Source organism: Micromonospora sp. NPDC003241, assembly GCF_053589795.1.
The window spans coordinates 14925-33057 of the sequence record NZ_JBSFSO010000064.1; the positions used below are offsets into that span (position 1 = coordinate 14925).

14 protein-coding genes are annotated in these 18133 nt (G+C 73.8%); 9 read left to right on the top strand and 5 right to left on the bottom strand.

Features of this window, described 5'->3' with window-relative positions:
- Nucleotides 1-68 precede the first annotated feature (68 nt).
- Nucleotides 69-842: a hypothetical protein gene (locus ACWDVW_RS30375; RefSeq protein ID WP_449955789.1), complete on the bottom strand. Its 774-nt coding sequence runs from the start codon at nucleotides 840-842 to the stop codon at nucleotides 69-71.
- A gap of 40 nt (nucleotides 843-882) precedes the next feature.
- Nucleotides 883-1338: an SRPBCC family protein gene (locus ACWDVW_RS30380; RefSeq protein WP_449955792.1), complete on the bottom strand. Its 456-nt coding sequence runs from the start codon at nucleotides 1336-1338 to the stop codon at nucleotides 883-885.
- A gap of 139 nt (nucleotides 1339-1477) precedes the next feature.
- On the opposite strand from ACWDVW_RS30380, the gene ACWDVW_RS30385 reads away from it, so the two are divergent.
- From ACWDVW_RS30385 to ACWDVW_RS30405, 5 genes are all read left to right on the top strand, one after another.
- Nucleotides 1478-3277, top strand: a complete 1800-nt coding sequence (locus ACWDVW_RS30385; RefSeq protein ID WP_449955795.1) for an AMP-dependent synthetase/ligase — start codon at nucleotides 1478-1480, stop codon at nucleotides 3275-3277.
- A 14-nt stretch (nucleotides 3278-3291) separates the two neighbouring features.
- Nucleotides 3292-4989 carry a histidine kinase gene (locus ACWDVW_RS30390; protein ID WP_449955798.1) on the top strand — a complete coding sequence of 566 codons (1698 nt, stop codon included), beginning with the start codon at nucleotides 3292-3294 and terminating at the stop codon, nucleotides 4987-4989.
- A 7-nt stretch (nucleotides 4990-4996) separates the two neighbouring features.
- Nucleotides 4997-5665: a response regulator transcription factor gene (locus ACWDVW_RS30395; protein ID WP_088972416.1), complete on the top strand. Its 669-nt coding sequence runs from the start codon at nucleotides 4997-4999 to the stop codon at nucleotides 5663-5665.
- 189 nt (nucleotides 5666-5854) lie between these two features.
- Complete coding sequence (locus tag ACWDVW_RS30400) at nucleotides 5855-6664, top strand: SAM-dependent methyltransferase (RefSeq protein WP_449955801.1); 810 nt, start codon at nucleotides 5855-5857, stop codon at nucleotides 6662-6664.
- Between the two features lie 79 nt (nucleotides 6665-6743).
- Nucleotides 6744-8399, top strand: coding sequence for a putative bifunctional diguanylate cyclase/phosphodiesterase (locus ACWDVW_RS30405; protein WP_449955824.1), 1656 nt, complete (start codon nucleotides 6744-6746; stop codon nucleotides 8397-8399).
- Nucleotides 8400-8536: 137 nt separating this feature from the next.
- On the opposite strand, the gene ACWDVW_RS30410 is transcribed toward ACWDVW_RS30405, so the two are convergent.
- From ACWDVW_RS30410 to ACWDVW_RS30420, 3 genes are all read right to left on the bottom strand, one after another.
- On the bottom strand, nucleotides 8537-9661 hold the full coding sequence (locus ACWDVW_RS30410; RefSeq protein WP_449955803.1) for a glycosyltransferase family 4 protein: 1125 nt from the start codon (nucleotides 9659-9661) through the stop codon (nucleotides 8537-8539).
- The gene (locus tag ACWDVW_RS30415; protein WP_449955806.1) at nucleotides 9658-10917 is read right to left on the bottom strand and encodes a M48 family metallopeptidase; all 1260 of its coding nucleotides are present in this window, start codon (nucleotides 10915-10917) and stop codon (nucleotides 9658-9660) included. Before ACWDVW_RS30415 ends, ACWDVW_RS30410 begins: the two co-directional genes overlap by 4 nt.
- A 186-nt stretch (nucleotides 10918-11103) precedes the next feature.
- Complete coding sequence (locus ACWDVW_RS30420) at nucleotides 11104-12528, bottom strand: NYN domain-containing protein (protein WP_449955809.1); 1425 nt, start codon at nucleotides 12526-12528, stop codon at nucleotides 11104-11106.
- Between the two features lie 136 nt (nucleotides 12529-12664).
- Here ACWDVW_RS30420 and ACWDVW_RS30425 point away from each other — a divergent pair, with 136 nt between their 5' ends.
- From ACWDVW_RS30425 to ACWDVW_RS30440, 4 genes are all read left to right on the top strand, one after another.
- Nucleotides 12665-14419 (top strand): DEDD exonuclease domain-containing protein, encoded by a 1755-nt coding sequence (locus tag ACWDVW_RS30425; protein ID WP_449955812.1) that lies wholly within the window; start codon nucleotides 12665-12667, stop codon nucleotides 14417-14419.
- Between the two features lie 130 nt (nucleotides 14420-14549).
- Nucleotides 14550-16331: a RelA/SpoT family protein gene (locus tag ACWDVW_RS30430; protein WP_449955815.1), complete on the top strand. Its 1782-nt coding sequence runs from the start codon at nucleotides 14550-14552 to the stop codon at nucleotides 16329-16331.
- Between the two features lie 53 nt (nucleotides 16332-16384).
- Complete coding sequence (locus ACWDVW_RS30435) at nucleotides 16385-16927, top strand: NUDIX hydrolase (protein WP_449955818.1); 543 nt, start codon at nucleotides 16385-16387, stop codon at nucleotides 16925-16927.
- A 29-nt stretch (nucleotides 16928-16956) separates the two neighbouring features.
- Nucleotides 16957-17820 (top strand): sugar phosphate nucleotidyltransferase, encoded by an 864-nt coding sequence (locus ACWDVW_RS30440; RefSeq protein WP_449955827.1) that lies wholly within the window; start codon nucleotides 16957-16959, stop codon nucleotides 17818-17820.
- Nucleotides 17821-18133 lie beyond the last annotated feature (313 nt).

Here is an 18133-nt window from a genome sequence, read left to right on the forward strand (position 1 = left end):
GCCGCCACTCCCCTCTGCTGTGCCGCCCCGCGCACCTGCCCTCGCCGGTGGTACGGGTCCTCCCCTGGTCAGGCCCCGTCGCCTGGCTCGCCCTGCGGCCTGCCGGGCACGGCCTCCGCCTCCGCTGCGGGCTCGTCACCCGACGTAGGCGCACCGTCGGGCACCCGCGAGGCGGGCACCACCGGGCGGTCGCCCGGCGTGCGGCGTGCGGTCGGCCCGACCGGCCCGGCGGCGTCGACGGGCGTGGCGACCGGCGCGGCGGGGTCCTCCGCCCGGGTGGCGGCGGACCAGACGTCCCGCTCCGGTGCCGGCTGAGAATCATGCCCGGTACGGGTGGCCTCGCGCCACACGTGATCGCTGTCCGGGCTGCGCCCGGCCGGCGTGGACGGGCCGGCGGTGGATGCCGGGGGGTCGGACGGGGACCCCGCGTGGCCGGGGTCGGACCGGGGCGGGGTGGAGGGCGGTGCGCTGGGGTCGAAGGGCGGGTCGGTCGGGGTGAAGGCCCGCAGGAAGCTGGCCAGACCGGCGGCGAGGTCCCCGGCGCCGGTGGCCAGCCGCTCGGCGAACTCCGGACTCGGGTCACGCAACGCGGCGATACCTCGACAGACCGGACAGACGCAGCATTCTGCGGCACCGGTGGCGAAACCGACGCCGGTCGGTTCGGCGTGACCAGCCCGGTCGCCGGGGGCGTCCTTGTGACCGAGGACACTGGTCACCATCCCACCGAGCGGGCCGAACGGCCCGGCGCCGGGATTGGCGGCGGCCAGCCTGACGCCGGCCAGCAGAGTGGCGACCAGCCGCTCCGCCTCTTCCCGGGCCGTACCCGGATCTGTCGCACCCATGCTGGGCTCCTCTACCGTGGCGACCGGGTCGCCGGACGCGTCACTGCGCCGCACCGAGTGCTTCTACCCGGCGCTTGAGCTGCTTCAACGCGGCGTCCATGATCATCTTCTCGGCCTTGCGGCGGAACATCCCGAGCATTCCGACCGCGAGGTCCACCTCCAGCGTGTACGTCACGGTGGTGCCCCCGTCGGCGTCGGCCACCAGGTCGTAGGAGCCACGCTGGGACCGCTGCATCTTCGAGGGGGCCACCAGGTGCCACTCGATGTGGAACAGGTCCTCGGAGTAGCCGTACTCGAGCACGTACTCGTCGGCCATCACCCCGGCGTCGAGGACGAACCGGACCTGGCTGGCATAGCCGTCCTCGTACTCCTCGACGACCTCGGCCTGCCGCACCGCCTCGGCCCACTCGGGATAGCTCGGAAAGTCACAGATCACCGCCACCACCCGGTCCGGTGGCGCGCCGATGGTGATCGACTGGGTGGAGGAGTCCGCCATGGGGGGGAGGCTACCCGTCCCGAGGTGGGCCCCGCGCCGCGCCGCCCCACCTGCGATGTGCTCGTAGGCCGGTCAGACGGTAGGTTTCACTCCAGCCGCCCGGGCGGCAGATCCGGCCAGCGAGCACGAGGGAGTGCAGGTGCGCGAGTTCTCCGTCCCGCCGATCGTCACGGTCGGCGATTCCGCCAACCTCACCGACCCGGTCTGGGACAACGCGGAAGCCGCTCCCGACTCGGTCCAGTTCGTCCGGCGCGACGGCTCCGGCGGGTGGGTCGACGTGACCTGCCGGCAGTTCCGTGACGAGGTGGTGGCGGTGGCCCGGGGCCTGGTCGCGGCCGGGGTCCGCCCCGGTGACCGGGTCGCGCTGATGAGCCGCACGCGGTACGAGTGGACCCTGGTCGACTACGCCATCTGGGCGGCCGGCGCGGTCACCGTGCCGATCTACGAGACCTCCAGCGCCGAGCAGGCCGCCTGGATCCTGGCCGACTCCGGTGCGGTCGGCGTCATGGTGGAGACCACCGCCCACGCCACCCTGGTGGCCGGCGTCCGCGACGACCTGCCCGACCTGGCCCACCTCTGGCAGATCGACCTCGGCGGGGTGGACGAGCTCGTCACCGCGGGCGCGACGGTGGAACCGACCGAGATCGACCGGCGCCGCGCCGCCCTGCGCTCCTCGGACGTCGCCACCATCATCTACACCAGTGGCACCACCGGCCGACCCAAGGGCTGCGTGCTGACCCACCGCAACATGTACGCCGACATCGCCAACGCGGTCCCGGTGCTGCCGAACCTGTTCCGCCCGAACGCGTCGACGCTGCTGTTCCTGCCGCTGGCGCACTCCTTCGCCCGGCTCATCCAGATCGGCGTGGTGCACGCCCGGGTCACCATGGCGCACTGCGCCGACCCGAAGCACCTGGTCGCCGAGTTGCAGGAGGTCAGGCCGACCTTCGTGCTCTCCGTGCCCCGGGTCTTCGAGAAGGTCTACAACGGCGCGAAGCAGAAGGCCGAGGCCGCTGGCAAGGGCAAGATCTTCGCTCGGGCCGAGGCGGTCGCCATCGCGTACAGCGAGGCGCTGGAGACCTCGTCCGGACCGGGCCTGGGCCTGCGCGTGCAGCACGCGCTCTTCGACAAGCTGGTCTACGCCAAGCTGCGGGCCGCGCTGGGCGGCCGGTGCCGGGACGCGATCTCCGGCGGCGCGCCGCTCGGCGCGCGGCTGGGGCACTTCTTCCGGGGCGTCGGCGTCACCGTCTGCGAGGGGTACGGCCTGACCGAGACCTCCCCCGCCGCCTCGGCGAACCTGCCGGACTTCACCCGGATCGGCACGGTCGGCCGCCCGCTGCCCGGCGTGACCATCCGGATCGCCGACGACGGCGAGGTCCTCATCGCCGGTGACCTGATCTTCCAGGGGTACTGGCACAACGACGCGGCCACCGCCGAGGCGATCACCGCGGACGGCTGGTTCCACACCGGTGACCTCGGCTCGCTGGACGGTGACGGCTACCTGACCATCACCGGCCGGAAGAAGGAGATCATCGTGACGGCCGGCGGCAAGAACGTTGCCCCGGCCGTGCTGGAGGACCAGGTCCGGGCGCACCGTCTGGTCAGCCAGTGCCTGGTGGTCGGCGACCGGCAGCCGTTCATCGCCGCGCTGGTCACCCTCGACGAGGAGGCGCTGCCGGCCTGGCTGGAGTCGGCCGGGTTGCCGGCCGGGACCGACGTCGAGGCGCTGCGCGAGAACGAGGCGCTGCGGGCGGAGATCCAGGCTGCGGTGGACAAGGCCAACCAGTCGGTCTCCAAGGCCGAGGCGATCAAGGTGTTCCGGATCCTGCCCCGCGACTTCACCGAGGCCACCGGCGAGTTGACCCCGTCGATGAAGGTCAAGCGTCAGGTCGTCCACAAGACGTACGCGGCGGAGATCGCCGACATCTACGGCGCCTGACTACGATCCGTCACGTGCCCGCCTCGACATCGGCTCTGGCCCGCTCCCACCCGCTCGCCGCGGCGGCGCGGGTGGTCGTCCTCGCGCTGGTCGCCGTCCTCACCCTGCTCGCCACCCGCGACGTAGCGCAACTGTGGTGGATCGCCCTACTGGCGGTCGCCGGGGTGCCCGCGCTGCTGGCACCCCAGCACCGCCTGGTCGGGCCGCTGAGCCGGGTGGCCGAGGTGATGGTGCTCGGCCTGGCCGCGAGCCAGGTCGCCGCGGTCGCCACCGTCGGTGGGCACGTCGGCGGGTTGGGCGCCTCCGCGGTGCTGCCCTACCTCGCGGTGCCGGTCACCGTGACCGCGCTGCGGCGGCGCTTCCGCGAGGGCGCCACGCTGATCGCCGTCGTCGCCGGGACCCTGCTGGTCGCCGGGGCGCTGACCGAGGTCGGCGGGGTACGCCAGCTCAGCCAACCCGGTTTCCTGGCGGTCTGTGCCCAGTGGCTGATCCTGGCCGCGCTCGGCCTGTACGCGGCCAGCACCCTGCACCGGGTGATGCAGGTCCGGCAGGAGGGCAAACCGCAGCCGTACGCCGAGGCGACCCGCCTGCTCACCCAGCTCCGGACGGTGGCCCGGCAGTTGCCCGGCGCGACCCTCGACCCGGGCGGCATCTCCGAGCACCTGCTGGAGGAGTTGCGCACGGTGGCCCGCACCGACCGGGGTGCGGTGCTCTCCGCCAGTGGCGGCGGGCGGCTGGTGGTGCTCGCGCAGATCGGGGCCGACCGGGTCGACTGGGAGACCACGCTCGACGCCGACTCGGCCATCGCCGACGCCTGGGCCAGCCAGCAGCCGCAGACCGCGGCCCGCTCGCAGTCCCGTACGCACCGGGGCAACGACGTCTCGGCGCTGATCGTGCCGCTGGTCGCCGGGCTGCGGACGGTCGGGCTGGTGGTGCTGGAGGCCGACGCCGGGCAGGCGTACCCGCCCTCGGTGGTCTCCCAGGTGACCGCGCTGACCGGCCCGGCGGCGCTGCGGCTGGAGGCGGCGCTGCTCTTCGACGAGGTGCGTTCGCTGGCCACGAACGAGGAACGGCAGCGGCTGGCCCGGGAGATCCACGACGGGGTGGCCCAGGAACTCGTGATGGTCGGCTACGGCATCGACAACGCGCTGGCCACCGTGCACGACGACGCCGAGGAGACCGCCGACTCGCTGCGCACGCTGCGCCAGGAGGTCACCCGGGTGATCACCGAGCTGCGGCTGAGCCTGTTCGAGCTGCGCAGCGAGGTGGACCGGCACGGCGGCCTGGCCGCCGCGATCGCCGAGTACGCGCGGACGGTGGGTGCCTCCGGTGGGCTGCGGGTGCACCTGTCGCTGGACGAGTCCACCGCGCGGCTGCCCGCCGCCACCGAGGCGGAGCTGTTGCGCATCGCCCAGGAGGCGGTCACCAACGCGCGTAAGCACGCCGGAGCGTCCAATCTCTGGGTCACCTGCGAGGTGGATCCGCCGTACGCACAGATCGAAGTGTCGGATGACGGTCACGGCATAGGTGACCAGCGCTCGGACGGGCACTATGGTCTTGCGATCATGGCCGAGAGAGCGGAACGTATCCGGGGCCGGTTGGAGATCAGGCCGCGACAGCCGAGCGGGACGACCGTAGCGGTGGTGGTCGGTTCGTCACCCCGGCGCGATAACGTTCGCGGTAGCGCCGCCGCAGCAGCAGAAGGGGAGTAACCCGAGGATGACCACAAGCCCGACACCGGCCACTCGTACCAAGGTCCTCCTTGTCGACGATCACGACTTGATCCGCAAGGGCCTGCGCCACGCCTTCGAGCGTGACCGGCAGTTCGAGGTCGTCGGCGAGGCGGCGACGGCGGCCGAGGGTGTGCGGCAGGCCGGCGCGCTGCAGCCGGACGTGGTGATCATGGATCTGCGGCTCCCCGACGGCAGCGGCCTGGAGGCCACCCGCGCGCTGCGCAAGTCCAGCGCCACCATGGGCATCGTGGTGCTCACCATGTACGCGGGCGACGACCAGCTCTTCGGCGCCCTGGAGGCCGGGGCCAGCGCGTTCGTGCCGAAGACCGCGCCCGCCGACGAGGTGGTCGCCGCCGCCCGGCACGCCGCCTCCTCCCCCAGCGCCTTCACCGCCGCCGACCTGGCCGAGGCGATGAAGCGGCGACTCGCCCCGTCCGGCCCGCAGCTCTCCCCCCGCGAGGGTCAGGTGCTGCGCCTGCTCGCCGACGGGATGAGCGTCGCCGGCATCGCCAAGCAGCTCTTCGTCAGCGAGTCCACCGCCAAGACCCACATCTCCAAGCTGTACGAGAAGCTGGGCGCGGCCAACCGGGCTCAGGCGCTGATGACCGCGCTGCGGCTCGGCCTGCTCGAGGCTCCGGACGCCCCGAAGTTCTGACCCATCCGTGGCGGCACCCGGCGTCGAGGCACGTCCTCGCCGCCGGGGCGCCCGGATACCCCTCGACGGGAAAACGCATCTCCGCACGTCAATCGCCATCCCGGTGATCGCGCTATGGCCTCCCGCGCCCAGGCGGGGCAGAATACCGGCCGGGGCGGTGTCGCCCCGGCTGGCGTGAAGGGGTGTGGCATGCAGCGGCCGGACTGGTCACCCGAGACGATCGACGTCGAACGACCCAGCGTCGCCCGCATGTACGACTACTATCTCGGCGGCTCGCACAACTTCGCCGCCGACCGGGCAGCGGCCCGGGCGATGATGGCGCTGGTGCCGGAGGCCCCGCTGATGGCCCAGGCCAACCGCGCGTTCCTACGCCGGGCCGTGCAATACCTCACCGCCGCCGGAGTCCGGCAGTTCCTGGACATCGGGTCGGGCATCCCGACCGTCGGCAACGTGCACGAGATCGCCCAGCGGCACGCCCCCGACTCCCGGGTGGTCTACGTCGACGTCGACCCGGTGGCGGTGGCGCACAGCCGGGAGATCCTGGCCGACACCGAGCGGGCCACCGTCGTGCAGGAGGACTTCCGCCATCCCGAGCGGATCCTCGCGCATCCCGACGTCAACGCCCTGCTGGACTTCTCCCGACCGGTCGCCGTACTCGTGGTCGCCGTGCTGCACTTCGTGCCGGACGACGACCGCCCGGCCGACGTGCTGCGGACGCTGCGCGAGGCGCTGGCGCCCGGCAGCCACCTGGTGCTCTCGCAGGCCAGCGACGACGGCCGGGACGAGGCCCAGCGGGCCGAGGCCGAGGAGGTCTACCAGCGCACCGACAGCCCGCTCTGGGTGCGCAGCCGGGCCGAGCTGACCGCGTTCTTCGACGGTTTCGAGCTGGTCGAGCCCGGGGTGGTGTGGGTGCCGCAGTGGCGTCCGGAGACTCCAGAGAGCGCCGAGAACGCCGAGCAGGCGGTCTTCCTGGGCGGGGTCGGGCGGCTCGGTGGTTGAGCCACCGGACGGCCGGTCCTGCGCCGGCACGTTCGCCCGCGCCTGGGCCAAGGCGGTCTCCGGGACCAGCTACCTGCCGATGCCGCACGCCCAGCTGGAGATGCTGTTGCAGCGGCTCACCGACCAACTCGCCGAGGCGCTGCGGGCGGAGCCGCTCGACCTGCGGGTGGGCCACCGGGTCGCCAACGAGCTGGTCGCCGCACACGTCGCCTCCGCCGAGGCGCTCGGCCGGACCGTGGAGGTGATCCAGCTCCGGCTGGTCCGCGACCTCGACCTGGTCGCCGACGACATCGAGGACCGGATGGCCCGGCTGCTGGCCGCGATCGCCACCGGCTACGCCCGCGCCCTGCACGACCGGACGCTGGACGAGCAGGAGTCGATCCGCCGGGCCGCGTTGACCGCCCGGGTCGACGCGGAACGGGCGTTGCGGGCCAGCGAGGCCCGGTTCCGCCACCAGGCCACCCACGATCCGCTCACCGGTCTGCCCAACCGCACGCTGTTCGCCGAACGGCTGGTCGCCGCGCTGGACGGCACGGGCGGCGCCGGACGGCGGGTCGGCCTGTGCTTCCTCGACCTGGACCGCTTCAAGCGGGTCAACGACTCGTACGGCCAGTCGATCGGCGACCGGGCACTGGTGGCGGCGGCCCGACGGCTGTCCCGGGCGGTGGAGCCGCACCTGGTGGCCCGGCTCGGCGGGGACGCGTTCGTGGTGCTGGTGGAGCGCTCCACCGGCACCGGTGACGTGGTCGCGGTGGCCGAGGCGGCCCTCGCCGCGCTCTCCGAGCCGGTGGTGGTCGGCGGGCACGACGTGACGGTCACCGCCAGCGTCGGGATCGTGGAACGGCGGGCCGCCGACACCTCCCCCGACGACCTGCTGCGCGCCGCCGGCAGCACGTTGCACTGGGCCAAGATGGCCGGTGGTGGCGGCTGGGCGCTGTACGACGCCGAACGCGACAGCCGCGAGCAGGCCCGTCAGGCGTTGAGCGCGGCGATCCCCGCCGGCCTGGAGCGCGGCGAGTTCTACCTCGACTACCAGCCGCTGACGTCGCTGCACGACGGCTCGGTGCTCGGCGTGGAGGCGCTGGTGCGCTGGCGCCACCCGGACCTGGGCGTGCTGCGGCCGGACAGCTTCATCGGGCTGGCCGAGGAGACCGGGCTGATCGTGCCGCTGGGCGCCTGGGTCCTCGCCGAGGCGTGCCGGGAGGCGGTCGGCTGGACGGCTGCCACCGGCGAACCGCCGTACGTCAGCGTCAACCTCGCGGTCCGCCAGGTCCGCCGGCCCGGCCTGTTGGAGGAGGTACGCGCCCTGCTGCGGCGGACCGGCCTGCCGCCGCACCGGCTGCAACTGGAGATCACCGAGAGCACCATGATGAGCAGCGCCGAGGAGCCGGTACGCGCCCTGCGTGCCCTGGCCGACCTGGGCGTACGCATCGCCATCGACGACTTCGGCACCGGCTACAGCAACCTGGCGTACCTACGTGACCTGCCGGTGACGGAGCTGAAGGTGGCCGGTGAGTTCGTCCGGGGGCTGCGTTCCCCGGACGACCGGGCCAACGAACGCATCCTCGCCTCACTGGTCTCGTTGGCGCACGCTCTGGACCTGACGGTGACAGCCGAGGGGGTGGAGACCGTCGGGCAGGCCGAGCGGCTGCGCGCGATCGGCTGCGACGCCGGGCAGGGCTGGCACTTCGGCCGTCCCGCCCCCGCCGAGAGCATCCTCGCCCGCATCCGCTGACGCGCCGCGCCCGGTCCGCCGAGGCACCGCGCCGCATGCGCTCGGTGTCGCGCCGTGTGGGCTCACGTGTGAGGAGGGGTCCCCTGCTATACACCAGGCGTTAGCCGGGGACCCCTCCTTGCATCTACACCTGCGGTTCAGCCGGTGAGCAGGTCGGTCAGGCGGCGTGCCTGGGTCTCCCAACGCCACTCCTGTTCCACCCAGGCACGACCGGCCGCCCCGAACTGGCGGGCCAGGTCCCGGTCGGTGAGCAGGGTGACCAGCCGGTCGGTCAGCTCGGCGACGTCGCGACCGTCCACCACGTACCCGGTCTCGCCCTCGCGGACCGCGTCGGGCGCGCCGCCGGAGTCGCCGGCCACCACCGGCAGGCCGGCCGCCGACGCCTCCAGATAGACGATGCCGAGTCCCTCCACGTCCAGCCCCCGGTTGCGGGTGCGGCAGGGCATCGCGTAGACGTCACCGGCCGCGTAGTGCGCCGGTAGCTCGGCCTCGGGGATCGAACCGGTGAAGACCACGTCCCGCTCCACCCCGGCCTGGCGGGCCAGCCGGGCCAGCGTCGCCCGGTAGGGGCCGCCACCGACCACCAGCAGCGCCGCCTCGGGCACCCGGCGGCGGATCAGCGGCAGCGCCCGGATCAGCATGTCCTGCCCCTTGCGCGGCACCAGCCGGGACACGCAGACCACCACCGGCCGGTCGGAGAGCCCCAACCGGTGCCGCACCCCGCTGCCGTCGACCGCCGGGTGATAGAAGTCCACGTCCACCCCGGGAGCGAGCCGGCGCAGGTCGGTCAGCCCGTCCAGCGCCCGCGCCAACCGGGTACGGGTGTACTCGCCGAGGTACGTCACCACGTCGGTGCCCCGGCCGATGCGCCGCAGCGCGGTCCGGGCCACCGGCAGCGCCGCCCAGCCCACCTCGTGCCCGTGGGTGAGGGCGACCACCCGCCGTACCCCGGCCCGCCTGCGCAGCCCGTTGGCGAGCAGGCCGAGCGGTGCCGCCGCGCCGAACCAGATCGTGTCGCAGTCGTACGCGCGGGCCAGCCGGGCCGCCCGTCGGGCGATCAGCGGGGTGGGCAGCAGCACCTTGGTGCGTTCGCGCACCACCTCGTACGGCTGGTCGGCGTCGAACTTCTCGGCGTCGGGCCAGCTCGACGCGTAGACCACCACCGAGCCGGCGGGCTGGTGCACCGCGAGGTTGTGCACGAAGGACTGGATCCCACCCGGCCGGGGCGGGAAGTCGTTCGTGATCAACAACGTGCGGCTCATCGGCCGGCCTCTCGGGCGTAGGCGCGGGCGGCGGCGATCCGCTCCACGGTGGACGGGTGCGTGGCGGAGTAGAGGTACTCCCAGCGGGGCGGGTCCGGGTCGCCGAGGTTGACCGAGGAGATGCGGCGTTGCATCGACTCGAACGCGGCCGGGTCGCCGGTCAGCGCCAGCGCGTGCGCGTCGGCGCGCGCCTCCAGTCGCCGTGACATCAGCGCCTGCACCGGTGTGAACACCAGTCCGGCCACCGTCACCAGGGCGAGCAGCAGCGGGAAGGCGCGGGGCTGGGCGACCGAGTCGACCCCGGCCATGCGCAGCAACGGCGGCCAGGAGCCGATCAGATAGAGCGCCACCACGGCCGCCGCCGCGCCCAACGCGCCGGTGAGCGTGAAGATCGGTACGTCCCGGTCGCGGGCGTGCCCCAGTTCGTGCGCCACGACGGCCTTCACCTCGGCCGGGGTCGCCTCGCGCAGCAGGGTGTCGTAGACCACCACCCGCCGGGTCGGGCCGATCCCGGAGACGTACGCGTTCACCGCGTTGGTGCGCCGGGACGCGTCGGCCACCAGCACGTCGCGCACGGGTACGCCGTCGCGGGCGGCCAGGTCCATCAGCTCGGTCCGCAACGGACCCGGTTCCATCGGGCTGATCCGGTTGAACACCGGCTCGACGAGCACCGGCAGCACGAAGGAGAGCAGCACCACCAGGGTGGCCGCACCGGCCGCGCCGAACGCCCACCACCAGCGGGGCGCCAGCCGGATCACGGTGTAGAAGCCGAGCAGGGCCACCGCGCCGATCACCGCGCTGACCGCGTACGACTTGAGCAGGTCCACGGCCCAGCCGCCCCACCCGTTGGTGGCCAGCCCGTAGCGGGTGAGCACGCTGTGCCGCCAGGCGGAGAAGGGCAGCGTCAGCAGGTCGGCGACGAGCACCACGGCCAGCCCGCCGACGATCGCCTGGGCGATCCAGTGCCCACCGAACGGGCGCCCGCCCAGCTCGACCAGGCGGCTGCCCAGCGGGGTCAGCCCGAGCGCCAGCGCCACCAGCAGGCCGATGCCCAGCGCGGCCCAGCCGCCGGGGCGCAGTGCCGACCGGAACTCCCGGGCCCGCTCGACCTGTTCGGCGGGCAGGTCCCGCAGCGCCGCGAGCTGGTCGGCCCGGGGTGCCGGCGGGCGCTGCCACGGGATCAGCACCAGCGCGGCCAGCACCACCGCGACGCCGAGCAAGACCAGGGTGAGCAGCGCCCAGCCGCGCGGACTCACCGCGTCACCCCGCCGTCGCCACGGCCGGCACCGGGTCCGACGCCCGCCGTGCGCCTCATCTCGCCGCTCCTGTCGCCATGGGCGCTCATCCTATTGCCCGCCACGACCGGGACCGCGCCCCCGCCGACCACACCGAAGCCGCCGGGCCCGCGCCACGCCGGGCCGGCGGCGATCACCCCGGCCGGGTCAGGAGCGGGACAGCCGCCGCAGCAGCGAGTCGGCCCCCAGCGGGTACGCGCCGTGGCGGCGTACCCCGTCGGCGACCTCCCGGTCCGAGGAGACCACCACCACCGCCCGGCCGGGCGGCTCGGCGCGTACCAGCCTGCGGATCAGTTCGTCGGCGGTCTCCCCCTTGCGGGAGAACAGCACCCGGACCCCGCGCGGGGTGGGCGGCAGGCCGTGCATGCGTTCGGCCCCGTCGAAGACGACGGTGACCTCGTCACCGGTCTGCGCGGCGATGCCGCCGAGCCCGGTGATCAGGCGCTTGCGCTGCTGTTCCAGGGACATCTCGCCGAAGCCGCGTTTGGTCACGTTGTAGCCGTCGACCACCAGGTGGGCCCGGGGCAGCGCGAGCAGTTGGTCCAACCGGCCCGGGTCGTCGGTGTCCTGGGCGCGGGCGGCGGCACCGGCCGGGGTGGCCACCGACGAGTCGGCGTAGCCGTCCGCGACGAAGTCGGCCGGCAGCTTGTCGACCGGATCCAGCGCCAGCTCGCGACGCAACCCGACGGCGGCCTGGCCGATGGTCTCCAGCAGCAGCCACAGCCGCGCGTCGTCGACCGAACGGGCCTCCTTGGCGCTGGACCGGGCCACCCCGGCCGCCGCCTCGGCCTCGGCCAGTCGGGCCCGGGCCCGGCGCAGCTCGGCGTCGGCGTCGGCCGCCGCGCGGGCGGCCCGCCCCCGCTCGGTGGCGAGCAGTTCGGCCGCCCGGCGCTCGCGGGACTGGGTCTCCCGGAGCGTACGGGCCAGTTGGCGGGCCTCCTCCCGGAGCTGGCCCATCTCCTCGCGGACCCGGGCCACCTCGTCGCGCAGCTTGTCGGCCTCGACCCGGGCCACCGCCCGGTCGTGCTCGGCGCGGGTGGCCCGTTGCTCGGCCAGGCGGACCAGTTCGGCGACCACCGCGCTGTCCGCCTCGGCCCGGACCGCCGCGCCGCTGGCGTCGATCAACTCGCGCCAGCCCCGGGGTCGGGCCAGGTAGGCCAGGGCCGCCACCTCGACCGGGTCGGCGGCGGCGGGTGCGGTCCCCTCCACCACGGCGGTGCCGAGGTCACCGGCGTCGGCCAGGACCCGGGCGGTGACCCGCTGCCGGAACAGCGGATCGGCGGCGAGTTGGGCGGCGATCACGGGCGCGCCGAGTCGGGCCCGGCGGTTGGGGGCGAACTTGGCGACCCGGCGCAGCGGCACGGGCACCTCGTCGGAGGGCAGGGAGGGCAGCACGGCAGCGGTGAGCGAGACGATCCGTTGGCGGACCGGCTCCGGCAGGCTCGGCTCCGGCTCCGCCGGCTCTCCAGCGGTCGCCGCCCCGTCGGCAGAACCCGCCTCACCAGCAGCCGGCACCGCGACGACCTGCTCCTCCTGCGGGAGGCTGTCGTCGGACGGCTCGGTGAGGGGCATGTGGCAAGTCTCCCACCGCGACCGGGCCCACCGCCTGGTGAGTGAGCCGATCTCTCATCCTAGACCGGTGCTGACACGCGGGGCCGGTGGGACGGCTGGGACCGGAGTGTCGCACCGGCCGGTTAGCGTGCCCGCGATGGCACAACAGGAGTACCTCCAGCCGGCGCTGGCCGGGCTCGACCCGACCGTCGACGGCATCGACCCGGCGCTGCCCCTGCACGCGACGACATTCGTGGTGGTCGACCTGGAGACCACCGGCGGCGCCCCGGACGGCGGCGGGATCACCGAGATCGGCGCGGTGAAGGTGCGCGGCGGCGAGGAGCTGGGCGTGCTGGGCACCCTGGTCAACCCCGGGGTGCCGATCCCGCCGTTCATCACCGTGCTGACCGGCATCACCCAGGCGATGCTGCTGCCGGCGCCACCGATCGAGCAGGTGCTGCCGAGCTTCCTGGAGTTCGTCTCGGACGCCGTGCTGGTGGCGCACAACGCGCCGTACGACGTCGGTTTCCTCAAGGCCGCCTGCGCCCGGCACGGCTACCGCTGGCCGAACCCCCGGGTGCTGGACACCGCCGCGCTGGCGCGTCGGGTGCTGCTGCGCGACGAGGTGCCCAACCGCAAGCTCGCCACGCTGGCCGCGTACTTCCGGGCCGGCACCCAGCCGACCCACCGCGCGCTGGACGACGCCCGGGCCACCGTGGACGTCCTGCACGGGCTCATCGGTCGGCTCGGCGGCCACCGGGTCGACACCATCGGCGACGCCATCGAGTTCTCCCGCGCGGTCACCCCGACCCAGCGCCGCAAGCGGCACCTCGCCGAGGGCCTGCCCCGATCCCCCGGTGTCTACATCTTCCGGGCCGCCGACGACCGACCGCTCTATGTGGGGACGTCCCGGGACATCGCCACCCGGGTCCGCAGCTACTTCACCGCCGCCGAGAAACGCGCCCGGATGTCGGAGATGTTGGCCGCCGCCGAGCGCGTCGAGGCGGTCGAGTGCGCGCACTCGCTGGAGGCCGAGGTCCGCGAGCTGCGGCTGATCGGGGCGCACGCGCCGCCGTACAACCGACGGTCGAAGTTCCCGGAGCGGATGGTCTGGCTGAAGCTGACCGACGGGCCGTACCCCCGGTTGTCGGTGGTCCGGCAGATCTCCCCCGACGACCGCGCCTACCTCGGCCCGTTCACCTCGCGGCGCACCGCGGAGCTGGCCGCCGCCGGCTTCCACGACGCGGTGCCGCTGCGCCAGTGCACCCACCGACTGTCACTGCGCACGATCACCCCCGCCTGCGCGCTGGCCGAGTTGGGTCGCTGCCCGGCGCCCTGCGAGCACCGGATCACCCCCGGGGAGTACGACGACCGCGCGGTGCAGCCGTTCGCCACCGCCACCACCGGTGACCCGCAGCCGGTGGTGGACGCCCTGCTCGCCCGGATCGAGACGCTCGCCGCCGCCCAGCGCTACGAGGAGGCCGCGACGCTGCGGTCCCGGCTGGCCGCGGTGCTGCGGGCCACCGTCCGCATGCAGCGGCTCGCCGCGCTGAGCGGGATCGCCGAGTTGGCCGCCGCCCACCCGGCCGCCGGGGGCGGCTGGGAGCTGGCGCTGGTGCGGCACGGCCGGCTGGCCGGTGCCGGGGTCTCCCCGGCCGGGGTCCACCCTCGACCGACCCTGAGCGTGATCCGGGCCACCGCCGAGACGGTGTCGCCCGGTCACGGTCCGGTCCCGGCGGCCAGCCCGGAGGAGTCGGAACGGATCCTGTCCTGGTTGGAACGGCCGGAGACCCGGCTGGTCGAGATGTCGGACGGTTGGGCCTCCCCGGTGGCCGGCGCGGGCCGGTTCCGCGACCTGCTGGACAAGGCCGAGAGCGGCGCATCTCACCAACTCTGGTCCGAACGCTCATGAGCAACTGTCCGATCGGACTACGTCGGCTCACTTACTCTGTTAAGGAAGTGCAGTCCTGCCCGTTTCGAGGGTCTGCTCCCGGTTGCCGGTCTCCCGGCGCCTGCGGGGTGGGCGTGAGGGGGTGTCCCAGGTGGACGTCGACGCCGGACATGGCGGCGCCCTGGGCGGTGCGCTCCCGACACAGCCGGGCGAGCTGCCCCTGGCCCGCAGGCTCCGCTCACTGCTGACCTGGCCCACCGCCGAGACCGAGCCGGTCGGTCATCTGGTCCGCACCCACCGGGCCATCCACACCGGCACCGACCCTGCCGTGTTGCGCCGGGCGTACACCATCGCCGAGAACATGCACCGGGGGCAGTTCCGCAAGAGCGGTGAGCCGTTCATCACGCACCCGCTCGCGGTCGCCGAGATCTGTGCCGACCTCGGCATGGACACCACCACCCTGGTCGCGGCGCTGCTGCACGACACGGTGGAGGACACCCGCTACACGTTGCAGGCGCTGGCCGAGGACTTCGGCCACGAGGTGGCGCACCTGGTCGACGGCGTGACCAAGTTCGACAAGGCGTTCTACGGCAAGGCCGCCGAGGCGGAGACCATCCGCAAAATGATCATCGCGGCCGGCAAGGACGTCCGGGTGCTGGTCATCAAGCTCGCCGACCGCCTGCACAACATGCGCACGCTGGGCGTGCGCTCGGCGGCCTCACGGGAGCGGATCGCCCGCAAGACGCAGGAGGTGCTGGTGCCCCTCTGCGACCGGCTCGGCGTCCAGACCCTGAAGCGGGAGCTGGACGACGTGGTGCTGCTGCACCTGGAGCCGGACGAGCACTCCCGCATCGCCCGGCACGTGCACGACCGCCCCGGATGGGACGGCTACCTCGCCGAGGTGGTGGCCCAGTCCCGGGTGGCGTTGCGCCGGGGCCGGGTGGACGCCACGGTGGCCCCACGCCCCCGCCACCTCTATTCGATCTGGAAGGACACCGTCGCCGGCGGGCACACCGTCCCGTACGACCTGCCCCGGATCACCGTCGTGGTGGACGGCCCGCCCACCGACTGTTACGCCGCCCTCGGCGCGATCCACGGGCTGTGGCGGCCGGTGCCGGGCCGGTTCAAGGACTTCATCGCCTCGCCGAAGAACAACCTCTACCGCTCGCTGCACACCACCGTCTGCGGCCCCAAGAACCGCACGGTCGAGGTGCTGATCCGCACCGAGGAGATGCACCGCTCCGCCGAGTACGGCGTGGTCGCCGACTTCCGCTTCCCGCGCTCCGGCACCGCCCGTGCCGAGCAGCTCGACTGGCTGCGCCGGGTGCTCGACTGGGAGCAGGACGCCGCCGACCCGGCGCAGTTCCTCCAGTCGCTGCGCTGCGACCTGTCCGAGGCGCAGATCCAGGTGGTCGCCGACGGCCGGCAGATCGTGCTGCCCGGCGGTGCCACCCCGGTCGACCTGGCGTACGAGCTCGGCACCGACCGGGGTGACCGGTGCCTGGCCGCCCGGATCAACGGCCGACTGGTGCCGCTCTCCTCCGAGTTGGAGGAGGGCGACGTGGTCGAGATCTTCACCGAGACCGATGCGGAGAGCGGCCTGGACGCCGAGGTCGCCCCGCGCGGCCCTCGCCGGGAGTGGCTCGGCTTCGTCAAGTCGCCGCACGCGCAGATGCAGATCAACCGGTGGTTCGCCGACCACAGCGAGCCCGGCATCTCGATCAGCGACAAGGTGCGCCTCGGCCGGGCCACCATCGGGTTGGCCCTGCGCCAGCACAACCGGGGCCTGGCCAGCGACCTGCCGCTGCTGCGGCTCTCCGAGGAACTCGGCTACCCGGACCTGGAGACCCTGCTGGTCGCGGTCTTCGATCGGGTGATCGAGCCGGACACCGTGGTGCGCCAGCTCATCGACCTGGTCGACCACCGGCAGTGACCGGCCCACCGTCCCGCGGCGCGCGCCCGGCGTACGGCCACTAGCCTGGAACCATGATCCCCCGCTCGCGCCGCGCCGCACGCGCCGTCGCGTACCAGGTCTTCTACCGGCTGCCACTGCCGGTACGTCGTCAACTGGTCCGGATGGCGGTACCCAAGTACATCGTCGGCGCCGTCACACTGCTGCGCGACAGCGAGGCCGAGGGTGCGGGTCGGCTGCTGCTGTTGCGCCAGCCGCCGGGTCGCGGGTGGACGCTCCCCGCCGGGCTGCTGCAACGCGGCGAGAACCCGGCGGTCGGCGCGGCCCGCGAACTGCACGAGGAGACCGGCGTCCGGCTCGCCCCGGCCCGGCTGACCCCGGCCACGCCGAACGCCATCGTGCACGCCAAGGGCTGGGTCGACATGGTCTTCACCGCCGAGGTGCCGGCGTCGACCACCGAGCTGGAGGTGGACGGCGCGGAGGTCTTCGAGGCCGTCTGGCACCCGCTGGACGACCTGCCGAAGCTGACCTGGCCCACCGCCCGGCTGCTCGCCTACTACGGCATCGGTCCGCTGACCGACCGGTTCCCGCCGCCACTGCCCGACACGGCGCCGTGAGCGGCCCGGACGCCGGCCCGGACACCGGCCTGGACGCCCGCACCGGCACACCGGCCGGCGGGATCTGCGCGGTGGTGCTCGCCGCCGGGGAGGGCACCCGGCTGCGCCCGCTGACCGAGCAGGTGCCCAAGGCGCTCTGCCCGGTGGGCAACGTGCCGCTACTCGACCGGGCCCTGGCCCGACTCGCCGGGCTCGGCCTGACCGGGCCGCAGACGGTCGCCGTCAACGCCAGCTACCTCGGCGAGCAGGTCGTCGAGCGGGTCGGTACGCGCGCCCACCTCTCCGTCGAACCGGACGGTCCGCTCGGCACCGCCGGTGGGGTGGGCACGCTGCGGGACTGGATCGCCGGACGGGGCGTGCTGGTCGGCAACGCCGACGCGTACCTGGCCGACCCGGCCGCACCACCCGGGCCGGACATCGCCGCGCTGCTGCGCGACTGGGACGGCGACTCCGTACGCCTGCTCGGCCAACCCGCGCCGGACCCCACCGCACCCGGCACCTTCGACGGCCACGTCTTCACCGGCTTCTCGCTGCTCCCCTGGCGGCTGGTCCGCGACCTGCCGCCGGTCTTCGGCGACCTGGTCCGGGCGGTCTGGCGACCGGCCGAGGCCGACGGCCGGCTGACCGTGGTCCCCTACCGGGGGACCTTCGTCGACACCGGCACCCCGGCCGACTATCTTGCCGCCAACCTGCACGCGGCGGGCGACGGCAGCCTGGTCGACCCCACCGCCACCGTCACCGGCGGCTGCCACCGCAGCGTGGTCGGCGCGGGCGCCACCGTGGCCGGTGAGGTGACCCGCAGCGTCGTCTGGCCGGGTGCCACCGTCGAGACCGGCGAACGGCTGCACGAGGTGATCCGCACCGCCACCGGCCTCACCGTCCCGGCCGCCTGACACCCGGTGTCGGCGTACAGGTCCGAGTGCAGAGGTAGGTACGGCTGCAAGTGCACACCGCGCCGAGCTTGACCTGCGTCCGGCGACTTGGCCCCTCGACCTGGCGGCGATCCAAGTCGGTGACGTCGCGTGACGGGTGTTGCTGAGCCCAGCCGTTCCCTCGACATGCGTATCTGCCGATGAGCGTACGTCGTGCTCTCCGTGCCAAGGTCACGCTCGATCCGGGATCGAGTGGCATCCCCGCGCTTCCGTAACCACTCGATCCCGGATCGAGCACGACCTTGAGGCTGGCGAGCGAGTGCGCCGGCGGGAC

Coding starts and splice junctions, on each gene's coding strand:
- ACWDVW_RS30375 (WP_449955789.1), bottom strand. CDS start 842: ATGGGTGCGACAGATCCGGGTACGGCCCGGGAAGAGGCGGAGCGGCTG.
- ACWDVW_RS30380 (WP_449955792.1), bottom strand. CDS start 1,338: ATGGCGGACTCCTCCACCCAGTCGATCACCATCGGCGCGCCACCGGAC.
- ACWDVW_RS30395 (WP_088972416.1), top strand. CDS start 4,997: ATGACCACAAGCCCGACACCGGCCACTCGTACCAAGGTCCTCCTTGTC.
- ACWDVW_RS30400 (WP_449955801.1), top strand. CDS start 5,855: ATGCAGCGGCCGGACTGGTCACCCGAGACGATCGACGTCGAACGACCC.
- ACWDVW_RS30405 (WP_449955824.1), top strand. CDS start 6,744: ATGCCGCACGCCCAGCTGGAGATGCTGTTGCAGCGGCTCACCGACCAA.
- ACWDVW_RS30410 (WP_449955803.1), bottom strand. CDS start 9,661: ATGAGCCGCACGTTGTTGATCACGAACGACTTCCCGCCCCGGCCGGGT.
- ACWDVW_RS30420 (WP_449955809.1), bottom strand. CDS start 12,528: ATGCCCCTCACCGAGCCGTCCGACGACAGCCTCCCGCAGGAGGAGCAG.
- ACWDVW_RS30425 (WP_449955812.1), top strand. CDS start 12,665: ATGGCACAACAGGAGTACCTCCAGCCGGCGCTGGCCGGGCTCGACCCG.
- ACWDVW_RS30435 (WP_449955818.1), top strand. CDS start 16,385: ATGATCCCCCGCTCGCGCCGCGCCGCACGCGCCGTCGCGTACCAGGTC.